The organism is Sphingomonas sp. Leaf407 (genome assembly GCF_001425385.1).
Lineage (GTDB): Bacteria > Pseudomonadota > Alphaproteobacteria > Sphingomonadales > Sphingomonadaceae > Sphingomonas.
Window position 1 is genome coordinate 81,711 of the sequence record NZ_LMQO01000005.1, and the last position, 12,286, is coordinate 93,996.

At 68.5% G+C, this 12,286-nt stretch carries 11 protein-coding genes; 5 read left to right on the forward strand and 6 right to left on the reverse strand.

Annotation, left to right across the window (positions count from 1 at the left end; all coding sequences use genetic code 11):
- Positions 1–43 precede the first annotated feature (43 nt).
- Positions 44–1,324 (forward strand): glycoside hydrolase family 130 protein, encoded by a 1,281-nt coding sequence (locus tag ASG37_RS14500; RefSeq protein ID WP_055761819.1) that lies wholly within the window; start codon positions 44–46, stop codon positions 1,322–1,324.
- A gap of 279 nt (positions 1,325–1,603) precedes the next feature.
- Here the strand turns inward: ASG37_RS14500 and ASG37_RS14505 are convergent, their stop codons facing one another.
- The 5 genes from ASG37_RS14505 to hflK form a co-directional block, all read right to left on the reverse strand.
- Positions 1,604–2,536, reverse strand: a complete 933-nt coding sequence (locus ASG37_RS14505) for a hypothetical protein (RefSeq protein WP_055761822.1) — start codon at positions 2,534–2,536, stop codon at positions 1,604–1,606.
- Position 2,537: 1 nt separating this feature from the next.
- Complete coding sequence (locus ASG37_RS14510; RefSeq protein WP_055761825.1) at positions 2,538–4,199, reverse strand: helicase HerA-like domain-containing protein; 1,662 nt, start codon at positions 4,197–4,199, stop codon at positions 2,538–2,540.
- Positions 4,200–4,323: 124 nt separating this feature from the next.
- Positions 4,324–5,856: a Do family serine endopeptidase gene (locus ASG37_RS14515; RefSeq protein ID WP_055761828.1), complete on the reverse strand. Its 1,533-nt coding sequence runs from the start codon at positions 5,854–5,856 to the stop codon at positions 4,324–4,326.
- A 92-nt stretch (positions 5,857–5,948) separates the two neighbouring features.
- Complete coding sequence (gene hflC / locus ASG37_RS14520) at positions 5,949–6,818, reverse strand: protease modulator HflC (RefSeq protein WP_055761831.1); 870 nt, start codon at positions 6,816–6,818, stop codon at positions 5,949–5,951.
- A complete protein-coding gene (gene hflK, locus ASG37_RS14525; RefSeq protein ID WP_055761832.1) occupies positions 6,815–7,960 on the reverse strand; it encodes a protease modulator HflK in 1,146 nt (381 codons plus the stop codon). The genes hflC and hflK overlap by 4 nt, the downstream gene beginning before the upstream one ends.
- Before the next feature lie 70 nt (positions 7,961–8,030).
- Here hflK and ASG37_RS14530 point away from each other — a divergent pair, with 70 nt between their 5' ends.
- Together ASG37_RS14530 and ASG37_RS14535 are read left to right on the forward strand one after the other, a co-directional pair.
- Positions 8,031–8,999: an Mrp/NBP35 family ATP-binding protein gene (locus ASG37_RS14530; RefSeq protein WP_055761835.1), complete on the forward strand. Its 969-nt coding sequence runs from the start codon at positions 8,031–8,033 to the stop codon at positions 8,997–8,999.
- 1 nt (position 9,000) lies between these two features.
- Positions 9,001–9,423: a CoA-binding protein gene (locus ASG37_RS14535; RefSeq protein WP_055761837.1), complete on the forward strand. Its 423-nt coding sequence runs from the start codon at positions 9,001–9,003 to the stop codon at positions 9,421–9,423.
- 356 nt (positions 9,424–9,779) lie between these two features.
- Here ASG37_RS14535 and ASG37_RS14540 read toward each other — a convergent pair whose 3' ends face one another.
- Positions 9,780–10,484, reverse strand: coding sequence for a c-type cytochrome (locus tag ASG37_RS14540; RefSeq protein WP_055761841.1), 705 nt, complete (start codon positions 10,482–10,484; stop codon positions 9,780–9,782).
- 116 nt (positions 10,485–10,600) lie between these two features.
- On the opposite strand from ASG37_RS14540, the gene ASG37_RS14545 reads away from it, so the two are divergent.
- Together ASG37_RS14545 and ASG37_RS14550 are read left to right on the forward strand one after the other, a co-directional pair.
- Positions 10,601–11,491, forward strand: coding sequence for a prephenate dehydratase (locus ASG37_RS14545; protein ID WP_055761843.1), 891 nt, complete (start codon positions 10,601–10,603; stop codon positions 11,489–11,491).
- Between the two features lie 84 nt (positions 11,492–11,575).
- On the forward strand, positions 11,576–12,241 hold the full coding sequence (locus tag ASG37_RS14550) for a hypothetical protein (protein WP_055761846.1): 666 nt from the start codon (positions 11,576–11,578) through the stop codon (positions 12,239–12,241).
- The last annotated feature ends 45 nt before the right edge of the window (positions 12,242–12,286 follow it).

Consider the following 12,286-nt stretch of genomic DNA (forward strand, 5'->3'; position numbering starts at 1 on the left):
GGTGCGGCACCCGACGGTCGGGCCGGATTGAGTGGACGCGCGAATGCTGGATATTTTCAACCACCCCTTGCGGCTGTACGCCGATCCCTCGCGCGTGGTGGTGCGCCCGTTTCATATCGCGTGGCAGCGCAACGGCTCCGCACCCAGCCGCACCGAACGGCTGGTGGGCGAAGTGCTGGCGATGTCGGCGGCCGAGACGCGCGCGCAGCTCGAAACCGTCCTCAAGGATTTCGAGGCGCGCCACTGGCAGACGCGCCGGGTGTTCATGACCCGCTACGACGAGATCGAGACGGTACTGAACCTCGACGGCACCGAGATCGGCGACGAGAAGCGCCAGTTGATCGGCGCCTATTTCTGTCACGAATACAGCTATGCCGCAGCGGCATTGATGAACCCCAGCGCGGTGGCGCATTTCGACCAGTCGGGCATGCCTGAGGGCAGCTTACGCATCCTGATGTCGCTGCGCGCGGTCGGCGAGGGGCATATCTCGTCGGTGGCGTTCCGCGAGGGCATCATCACCGACGAGAACGAGCTGGTGCTGGCCCCCGAACCGCCGTTCGCGACGGCGGCGGACGCGATCGGCGAGGAAGACGAGGCGCCCGAGGGCGAGGTGACGGTGTTCCGCCACCGCGATTCGACGCTGTCGGGCACCGTCATCTTCCCGATCACCCAGGCGCAGTCGAAGGGGCTGGAGGACATGCGCCTCGTCCAGTTCCGGCACGACGACGGCAGCTTCGAATGGCTCGGCACCTATACCGCCTACAACGGATCGATGATCCAGTCCGAGCTGCTGCGCACCCGCGACTTCCGCGCGTTCGACCTCGTGCCGATGACCGGCAGCGCCGCGCGCAACAAGGGCATGGGCCTGTTCCCGCGCAAGGTGAACGGCCAGTATATGATGATCGGCCGGCAGGACGGCGAAAACCTGTTTCTCATCAAATCCGACACGCTGACCCATTGGGACGAGGGCGAGCTGCTGCTCAAACCCCATTATCCGTGGGAGCTGGTGCAGATCGGCAATTGCGGCCCGCCGATCGAGATCGACGAGGGCTGGCTGCTGCTGACCCATGGCGTCGGCGCGATGCGCAAATATGCGATCGGCGCGGTGCTGCTCGACAAGGACGATCCCTCCAAGGTGATCGGCCGCACCCGCGACCCGATCCTCGCGGCGGCGAACGAGGACCGCGAGGGCTATGTCCCCAATGTCGTCTATTCGTGCGGCGCGATCCGCCACGGCGACCGGATTTTCATCCCGTACGGCGTGGCCGACAGCTCGGTCGCCTTCGCCTTCGTGACGATCGAATCGCTGCTTTCGACGATGTGAGGGGGGCTGGGTAGCGGCGTACCTGCCCTACCCACCATCGTCACCCCGGACCTGTTCCGGGGTCCACCGTGCCGCTGACGCACCGGACGTCGCGTTCGCGGTGCCGTGGACCCCGGAACAAGTCCGGGGTGACGATGCCCTTGGAGGCTGATCCGTTCACCTCAAAACGAACGTCATCCCAGCGAAGGCTGGGATCTCCCGGGACTGATGCGCGACAGGAGCCGCGAGAGGCCCCAGCCTTCGCTGGGGCGACGTCCCTGTCTGGATGGATCAGGCGACCTAAATCCGGTGCAACGCCTGCGTCGGGCAGCCCAGCACCGCCGCCCGCGCACGTAACGATGCGGTTAGGAACAGCAGATCCTCCTGCACGAAGCGGCGCGGCGTCGTGCCCAGCACCGCCTGCGCATCGCGCAGGAAATGCGACGCGCTGACATAGGCGGCGTCGATCCGCGAATAATCCTGCTCGCCCTCCGCCTCGATCAACGGGATCAGCGAGCGCAGGAAGCGCGAGCGGATCAGCAGCGTCTTGGGACCGAAACCGAAATAGCGTTTGCACGTCCGCCGCACGACATCCTGCGACACGCCCCAGCTTCGCGCCGCCTCCGCCACGCCGCCGGGCGTATCGTCGGTGATGAGGTGGGCGATGCGCCGGATCAGTTCCTCGTCGGGCGACTTCGGCCCCATCTCGGCGATCAGGAACGCATCGAGCGCGGGCTTCATCGCATGTTCGTCGGGAATGGCCGACAGCACCGCCAGCAACCGCCGGTCGAACCCCGGCGCGGCGGCATCGGCCAGCGGCAGCGCCTGTTCGCGGGTACGCTCGGCCGATCCGGCGAAGAACCGTGCCCAGCCCAGCGCGCTGACGCCGAAGCCGATCGCGATGCCGCCGTTCGACCGGGTGTGGATCGCATGGCTGGTCGGCCCGAACAGGCTGGTCTGCGGCAAGGGATCGTACCGCCGCCGCCCGATCGTCACCGCGACCGGCCCGGCGTTGAGCAGCACCCGCACGGTGGCGGTGCCGGGCAGGAACCAGTTTTCCAGCCCCATCGCCTGCGGCCCGTCCGCCGCATAGAGGTGATAGCCGGTGACGTAATCGGTCAGCGCGTCCGCCGGCTGGTCGTAGCGGATCGCCATGCCGTGCGGCATCACGAACAGCGAATGGGGAATGTCGGGCGTCTCGGTCCCGCCGGTCACGGCCTGCAATGTCGCCATGTCAGCCCCGGAACAGCCCGCCGAGCACGCCGCGCAGCAATCCGCCGAGCGCCCCGCCGGCTTTCGCGCGGCCACCGCGCGTGGTGCCGAACACCTGCTTGCCGATTTCATTGACGACGATCCGCCCGACCGCCGACCCGGCCGATCGCGTCGCCGACTGGGTCGCACGGGTCCACGGGCTGTTCGCCGCCTCGCGCGCCGCCGCGCGATCAGCCTCCTTGGCGGCGCGTTCCGCCTCGCGCGCCGCCGCGATGCGCTGACGCTCGGCCTCCTTGGCGGTGCGGGCATCCTCCTTTGCCTGGAGCGCCGCCGCCTTGTCGGCGGCGACCTGCGCCTTGGCGGCGGTGGCGGCGGCCTGCGCTTCCTGTACCTTCGCGCCAAGCAGTTCGGCAGCGGATTCGCGGTCGATCGCGGTGTCGTAGCGGTCGCCGATCACGTCGGTGTCGATCAGCACCCGGCGTTCGTCCGGCGTGACCGGGCCGACGCGCGAGGCGGGCGGGCGGATCAGCACCCGCTCGACCGGGCTCGGCGTGCCATCGGCCTGCAAGACCGACACCAGCGCCTCGCCGATCGCCAGTTCGGTGATCGCCGCGCCGACGTCGATCGTCGGGTTCGGGCGGAACGTCTCCGCCGCCGCGCGGATCGCGCGGGCTTCCTTGGGCGTGAACGCGCGCAGCGCATGCTGCACCCGGTTGCCGAGCTGGGCGGCGATCTTGTCGGGGATGTCGACCGGGTTCTGCGTGACGAAATAGATGCCGACCCCCTTCGAGCGGATCAGCCGCACGACCTGCTCGACCTTTTCGACCAGCGCGTCCGACGCATCGTCGAACAGCAGATGCGCCTCGTCGAAGAAGAACACCAGCACCGGCTTGTCGGGGTCGCCCACCTCGGGCAGCGTCTCGAACAGTTCGGAGAGCAACCACAGCAGGAACGTCGCGTAGAGCCGGGGCGAGGCCATCAATTTGTCGGCGGCCAGCACCGACACGATGCCGCGCCCGTCGTCGCCCACGCGGCGGAAATCGGCGAGATCGAGCGCAGGTTCGCCGAAGAACCGGTCGCCGCCCTGCGACCGGAGTTGCAGCAACGCGCGCTGGATCGCGCCGACCGATTGCTTGCTGACATTGCCATAGCGGGTGGTGAGCTCGTCGGCGCGCTCGGCGCAATGCACCAGCATCGCCTGCAAATCGTCAAGGTCGAGGAGCAGCAACCCTTCCTCGTCGGCGACGTGGAACGCGATGGTCAGCACCCCGTCCTGCACGTCGTTGAGGTTCAGCATCCGGCCGAGCAGCAGCGGCCCCATTTCCGATACGGTTGCGCGCACCGGATGGCCGCTCTCGCCGAACAGGTCCCAGAACACCGTCGGCGTGTCGCGGTAGCGCCAGTCGCTGTCGCCGATCTGCGCGGCGCGCGCGGCGAAGGCGGCATGGCCCTTGGCGGTGGCGCTGCCCGCCATGGCGATGCCCGACAGGTCGCCCTTCACATCGGCCACGAACACCGGCACGCCGGCGGCGGCGAAATTCTCGGCCAGCCCCTGCAACGTCACCGTCTTGCCGGTGCCGGTCGCCCCGGCGATCAACCCGTGGCGGTTGGCGCGCTTGAGGACCAGCGACTGGCGCATGCCATCGGCGGTGCTGCCAAGGAACAGTTCGGTGGTGTCGGTCATGCCCTGCCCGTCGATCGTTGCAGGGGTTTGCTACCCTGTTTCACGGCGGCTTGCATCGTTCAAAACGAAAGGGGGGCGGCAATCGCCATGATCGCCACCCCCCCGATGCGGAACCGATCGTCGATCAGTTGCCGGTTTCGATACCCACCGGCACGAACACCGCCGCCCCCGCGCCGGGAGCCTGGGCGTACAGCAGGATATTCTTGCGGCCCGCCGACCGGGCGGCCTGCACCAATCGCGCCAGATCGGCGCTGGACGTCACCGGCTGACGATCGACGGTGAGGATCACGACGCCGCGCTTCAGCCCCTTGGTCGCCGCATCGCTGTCGGGATCGATCCCGGCGACCACGACGCCGCGCGTCGCGGTGTCGAAACCCAGTTGCCGTGCAATTGCCGGCGTGAGCGGCTGCACCGCGATGCCCGCCGTCGCGGTCAGCGCGTTGCCCGACGGCGGCGTATCCGGCTGTCCGTTCGGGTCGAACCGCTCATTCTGCGCCAGCAACTGCTGTTCAGGCGGACGGGTGCCGAGCGTGACCGGAAGCTGCTGACGACGACCATCGCGCAGGATGTCGAGCGTCACGCGGCTGCCCGGTGCCTCCAGCCCGACGAGATAGGTCAGCGACTGCTGCGGGTTGATCTCCTTGCCGTTGACCGAAAGGATGACGTCGCCCGGACGGATCCCCGCCTTCGCCGCCGGCTGGTTCGGCGTGACGCCGTTGACCAGCGCGCCGCGCTCCTTGGCGATGCCCAGCGCACTGGCAATATCCTCGCTGACTTCCTGCTGCGTCAGGCCCAGATAGCCGCGCGTGACCGACTGGCCCTGCATCAGCTTGTCGACGATCGGCTTGGCCTGTTCGGCGGGAATCGCGAAGCCGATGCCGATGCTGCCGCCGGTCGGCGACAGGATCTGCGAGTTGATGCCGATGACATTGCCCTGCATGTCGAACATCGGGCCGCCCGAATTGCCCCGGTTGATCGCGGCATCGGTCTGGATGAAGCGGTCGTACGGCCCCTGGCCGACGCGGTTGAGCGCCGAGACGATGCCCGCCGTCACCGTGCCCGACTGGCCGAGCGGGTTGCCGATCGTCACCACCCAGTCGCCGACCCGCGCCTGGCGCGAATCGCCGAAGCGGACGAACGGGAAATTCGCCCCCTCGATCTTCAGCACCGCCAGATCGGACAGTTCGTCACGCCCGATCAGCTTGGCGGTATATTCCTTCTGGTCGGCCAGCGTCACCTTGATCGATTCGACCGTGGCACCCTGCGCCCCGGCCGACACGACATGGTTGTTGGTGACGATATAGCCGGTGTTCGAGATCAGGAACCCCGACCCCAGCGACTGCGCCTCCTGCGTCCGGCCACCACCGCCGCCACCGCCGCCGCGCTGCCCGAAAAATTGTTCGAGCGGCGTGCCCGAGAACGGGTTCGCCTGCTGCTGCACGGTGATGCGCTGCGTGGTGGAGATGTTGACGACGGCGGGCGACAGCCGCGCGACCATGTCGGCGAAGCTCATCGGCGCGCCGGCGCGCGGTGCTGCGGCCGCGTTGATCGCGCCCGGTTCGTTCTGCGCGGTCTGCGCGTCCGACGGGTTGAGCGTCAGCGTCGCTGCAGCGCCGCCCAGCAGCAGTGCGGAAGTAATGGCGTAGGCGTAACGCACGATAGGATAGTCCTCTCAAATTGGCTCGCGACCCCTTTGGGAGCCAAGCGTGCCCGTCACTTGCTGAACGCGGATTGAATGTGCGGGAACGCTTACCGTTCCCGCCCGCCGAATTCGCGCAGATACCCGTCCTGCGGCGACAGGATGATCGACGTGTTGCCACTCTGCCCGCGCTGCGGGACCAATGTGGTGCGGTACGACTGCATCGCGCGCCAGAAGGCATAGAATTCGGCGTCCTTGCCGAAGCTCTGCGCATAAATCTGCGCCGCGCGCGCCTCGGCATCGGCGCGCACTACCTGCGCGTCGCGGTCGCCCTGCGCGCGGATCGTCACCGCTTCCTGCTCGCGCGCCGACCGCATCCGTGCCAGCGCCGATTCGAGCGGACTGCCGTCGGGCAGGTCGGCATGCTTGATCCGCACGTCGACGATCTCGGCGCCATATTGCCGCGCGGTGCGCTGGAGCGCGTTCTGGATATTGTCCATCACCGCGCCGCGTTCGGGGCTGAGCAGCGCGGCGAACGGCCGCCGGCCCAGCTCCGCGCGCAACGCCGACGACAGCAGCGGTTCGAGCTGCGCCGCGACCCGCTCCTCGGTATTGCCCGCCGACCCGGTCGAGATCACCGCCTGGAGCGGATTGACGATGCGGAAGCGCGCGAAGGCGTCGACCTCCAGCCGCAACTGGTCGGTCGACAGCACCGGCTGGTTGTTCAGCTCGATGTCGAGCACGCGCTTGTCGATCCACACGATGCGGTCGATGAACGGCACCTTGGCGATCAGCCCCGCGCCGGTCTGCCCGAACGGCTGGTCGGCGCGGTACGGGTTCACCGTGTCCACCGGCTGCTGGAAGCGCAGGATCACGCCCTGCCGCGTCTCGGGGACGATCACCAGCGTGCTGAACAGCACGATGGCGAACACCAGCAGCGCGATCGCCGCGACGATCGGGTTGCGCAGCACGCGGTTCATCGTGCCGCTCCCGTCGGCTGGGCGGTCGGGGCAGTCGGCGCGGCGGGGGCCGGAGCCTCCGCCTCGGGCGTGGCCTGCTGGCGGCGCACCTCGGGCAGCGGCAGATAGGTTTGCGTGCCCGGCTGGACGATCGTCTTGTCGGCGCGCGTCAACACCTGCTCCATGGTTTCGTAATACAGCCGGCGACGGGTGACGTCGGGCGCCATGCGATATTGTTCGTAGATCTTGTCGAATTCGGTCGCGTCACCCTGCGCGCGGGCGATCACCTGCTGCGCATAGGCGCGCGAGCGGTTGAGGTTCGACTGCGCTTCCTGCTGCGCCGCCGTCACCGCCTTGAACGCATCGTCGACCTCGGCCGGGGCCGCCGCCTTCTGGATGCTGACGCCAAGCACGCGCACGCCCGACTGATATTCGTCGAGCAGCCCCTGCATCCGCGTCTGCACCTCGACCTCGATCTCGCCGCGCCCCGATCCGATCGCGGTGGTCAGGTTCACGCCCGCCACCGCCGCGCGCATCGCGCTTTCGGCGACCGCACGCACGGTTTCCTGCGGGTTCTTGATCTCGAAGACATAATCCTCGGGGCTCTTGATGTTCCAGCGCACCGAATAGGCGAGGTCGGCGATATTCTGGTCGCCGGTCAGCATCAGGTTGGGCTGGCTGCCGCCCGCCGGGAACACCTCGGTGCGGGTGTTCTGCACATCCTCCACCTGCACCCGCGCGATCGGCGCCGGCAGCGTCAACTGGATACCAGGGTTGAGCGTGCGGCTGTAGCTGCCGAACATCGTCACGACGCCGCGTTCCTGCGGCTCGATCGAATGGATGCTGGTGAACGCGATCCAGATGACCACCAGCACGGCGACCGCCGCGCCCCACAGCCGGCCGACATTGGCGGGCAGTTGCGGCCCGCCGCCGCCCGGTCCGCCGCTGCGCGCGCGTTTCAGGAAATCTTCGAGCGAGGTCGACCCTCCGCCCGGCTTGCCGCGCCGGCCGCCCGGGGGCATCGACCACGGGTTGCGCGGGCCGTCGTCACCCCCGCCAGCGCCGCCGCCCGAGCTACCCTCCGAACCGCCGCCGCCCCATGGGCCCTTGTCGCTCATCCCCAGCACTTGCGCGCGTGCGCGCCGCCCCATGATCCATCGCATCTATCCTTTATAGGGGGCGTGCCGGCCTTTTACAGTGGTAACGAGGGCATGCCGCGCTACATCGCGCTCCATGAGCCGTTCCGAACCCGCCCAGGCGCTCTCCGCGCTGCTCGCCCCGGTCGCGGCCGGCCGCGCCACCATCCGTGTCCATGACGGCCGCGCGAACATCATCCTCGACGTGACCGGCCTGCCGCCCGCCGCACGCGACGCGCTGGAGGCCGATGTACGCGCGGTGGCCGGCGGCGTGCCCGGCATCACCGACGTCCGCGTCGCCCAGACCAGCGAGCGCACCCAGCAGCGCATCATCGCCATCGCCAGCGGCAAGGGCGGGGTCGGCAAATCGACGCTCGCCGCCAACCTCGCCATCGCGCTCGCGGCGCAGGGCCGGCGGGTCGGCATGGTCGACGCCGACATCTATGGCCCGTCACAGCCGCGCCTGCTGGGCAGCGAGGGGCGGCGTGCCGAGGCGCACGACAAGAAACTGGTGCCGGTCATGACGCCATCCGGCATCCCGCTGCTGTCGATGGGGCAACTGGTGCCCGAGGGGCAGGCGATCGCATGGCGCGGGCCGATGGCGGCGGGCGCACTCACCCAGTTGGTCGACGCGCATTGGGACATGGTCGACACGCTGGTCATGGACCTGCCGCCCGGCACCGGCGACGTGCAGTTGACCATGATCCAGAAGCACCGCCCGGCGGGTGCGGTGATCGTGTCGACGCCGCAGGACCTGGCACTCATCGACGCGGCGCGCGCGATCGACCTGTTCCAGAAGGCGAACGTGCCGATCATCGGCCTGGTCGAGAATATGGCGGGCTATGCCTGTCCGCATTGCGGCGAGACGTCCGACCCGTTCGGCCATGGCGGCGCGGAGGCGCGCGCGGCGGCGCTGGGCATCCCGTTCCTCGGCCGGGTGCCGCTCGCCACCGCGATCCGCACCGCATCCGACGCGGGCACGCCGCCTGCGGCCGGGAACGGCGCGGAGGCGCAGCCGTTCCAGACCATCGCCGGACTGGTCGGCGATTGGCTGCAAGGACCATGACATGCTCGACGACGACGGCATCCGCACCCTGCTGAGCGATGCGCGGACGATCGCGCTGGTCGGCGCGTCGGACCGGCCCGATCGCGCCTCGTGGGGCGTGATGGCCTATCTCCAGCGGCAGGGTTACCGCGTGATCCCGGTCAACCCGCAGATCACCGGCGAGCATCTCCACGGCGAATTCGTGTTCCGCGACCTGTCGCAGATCGGGGAGTCGATCGACATCGTCGACATCTTCCGCAACTCGGCGGCGGCTGCGCAAGCGGTGGATCAGGCGATCGCGGCCGGTGCCAAGGCGGTGTGGCTGCAACTGGGCGTCGTCAACGCGGACGCGGCGGCCCGCGCCGAAGCCGCCGGGCTGAAAGTGGTCATGGACCGCTGCCCGAAGATCGAGATTCCGCGACTGGGGATAGCGGCGGTCGGGTAGGGCTGTACTCGACCGGGTGGAGCCGAGAGCGTCGCCTTAGCGAAGGCTGGGGCCTCCACCGGCTCCTGCTGTACGCTACCACCGGAAGAACCCAGCCTTCGCTGGGATGACGGCTAGGGCGGATCGACATTCCGTCGACCGTGACGCCAGCAAAAACCGTTTCCGTCACCCCGGACTTGTTCCAGGGTCCACTTGGCCGCGAACGCTGTCGCTGGTGCCTCGAACGGCATCAATCGCTGCGCTGTGGACCCCGGAACAAGTCCGGGGTGACGAAGGAGCGTGGTGTTTCCGGCTACGGACTGCACCGGAAGCGCTGAATGTCGATCGTCCCTGGTTCAAACGGGCGGGATCAAAAACTACCGCCCCTTCTTCGCCGCCTGTTCCGCCGCCGCCGGATCGACCGAGGGCGCGCCCGATGCCGGGGTCGCGGCATTCACCACATCGGCGCTGTCCGCCGGCTTGCCTTCGTCGGCCACATTGCCCTCGGGCGCGGCGGCATTGGCCTCCGCGCCTTCGGCCGGCGCTGCACCGGCGGCGGGCGCCGCTGGCAGCGGCAGGTTCGACCCCTGCGAATTGAGATAGGCGATGACGTTCGCCCGGTCCTCGGCGCTGCCAAGGCCCGCGAAGGTCATCTTCGTCCCCGGCGCATATTTGCGCGGACTGGTCAGCCACGCATTCATCGCGTCGAAATCCCAGTTGCCCGCCACCCCGGTCAGCGCGCCCGAATAGGCGAAGCTGGGGAGATGGCCGTGCTTCTTGCCGAGCACGCCCCACAGGTTGGGGCCGATGCCGTTCGCCCCGCCCTGGTTGACGGTATGGCACGCGGCGCATTTCTTGAAGACCTCGGCACCCTTGGCCACGTCGGCGCTCGCCAGCAGCGTCGCGATCGGCACGGCCGCCGCCGCACCGCCGCCACCGGCCTCGACCGCGCCCTCGACCGGATAGCCGGGCTTGTCGGGCGCGCCGCTATGGAAGATCATGCCACTGGCGATGGTCAGGCCGAGGGCGGCGGCGCATCCGGCCAATACCCAGCCCGCGATCGTGTTCGTCCGGTCGTCCATGCGCTCAGCCGTCTCGCCTAATGGTGCTTATCTTTGGCCCATGCTTATACGGCAGCATCCGGCACTGGCAAGACAGGGTTGCCGATCCGGGCGACGACGGAGTATCGCGCCCACCCATGTACAAATATGCCGCCCCGGCGCGCCCGCTGGTGGCGCAGATGACACAGGCCGCCGCCCGCGAACCGCACCGCGCCGTCGCGTTTCAGGGCGCGCCCGGCGCCAATTCGCACGTCGCGCTGGCGCAGGCGTTTCCCCAAGCCTTGCCGCTCCCCTGTTTCGGCTTCGCCGACGCGATCGACGCGGTGCGCAGCGGCGCGGCGGATTGCGCGATCATCCCGATCGAAAATTCGCTGCACGGCCGCGTCGCCGACATGCACTTCCTGCTGCCCGATTCGGGGCTGGTCATCACCGGCGAACATTTCCTCCCCATCCGCCACGCGCTGCTGGGGCTGGGACCGATCGAGGCGGTGAAACAGGCGATGAGCCACGAACAGGCGCTGGGCCAGTGCCGCCGCTGGCTGACGGCGCGCGGGATCGAACCGGTCGCGCATCCCGACACGGCGGGTGCGGCGGCCTCGGCGGCGGCGATCGGCGATCCGGCGGTCGCGGCGCTCGCCCCCCCGGCGGCGGCCGGCCTCTACGGGTTGCGGGTGCTCGCCGACGACATTGCCGATGCCGACCACAACACCACCCGCTTCGTCGTGCTGGCCCGCAGCGCGCCCGACGATCTGCCCGCCGGCCCGTGCATGACGACGCTGATGTTCGAGGTGAAGAACGTGCCCGCCGCGCTGTACAAGGCGATGGGCGGCTTTGCGACCAACGGCGTCAACATGACCAAGCTGGAAAGCTACCAGCCCGCCGGCAGCTTCGCCGCGACGCAATTCTTCTGCGACATCGAAGGCGCACCGGGCGAACCGCATATCGACCGCGCGCTCGACGAACTGCGCTTTCACAGCAAATGGGTCCGCCTGCTCGGCAGCTATGCCCGCGCCCGCGCCCGGGGCTGACATACACCATTTGGAGTATGTGCGCTTGCCCCCGATCCATCCTAGGATGACAGCGCAAGAGCGCGGCCAATCTGGGGATGGAACATGAGGACGATATATCGGCTGGTCGCGGCGGCGATGGCGCTGGCGACGGCGGGCAGCGCTGCGGCATCGGAACGAAGCTATCGCGCCGATGCGAATGCGACGCGCAGCGTCGATCTCTCGCTCTGCACCAACCGGGTCTATGTGAAGGTGAAGGGCGATGGCGACACCGACCTCGACTTCACCATCACCGACGATCGCGGCAACGTCGTACACCGCGACTTCGATTCGACCGACCTCACCTTCGTGACGCTCACGCCGCGCATCGACGGCGGCTGCGCGAGCTATGCGCTGAAGGTCCAGAACCGTGGCAGCGTCTACAATAATTTCGTCGTGACGATCGAGGATCGCGGCACCACCGCCTCCACCACGACCACGGCGGCCAACACCGGGCAGAACCGGCGGATCGCGATCCACAACCATACGGCGGAGGCGTTCCGCAAGCTCTACTGGTCGAACACCGCCGAAACGACCTTCCCGACGACCAACCGCCTCGGCACGAGCCCGATGAACGCGGGCAGCAACCGCAACTTCGACGTGAACGACGGCAGCGGCGCCTGCCATTTCGACTTCAAGGTCGAGACGGCCAGCGGGCGCAGCTATACCAAGAGCGACATCAACGTGTGTACCGAATCCTCGATCGAGTTCGGCACCGAATTCTCGCACTGAGCCATCCTCCGGGGGCAGGCCGTCGCAACAGCGCGCAAACCAACG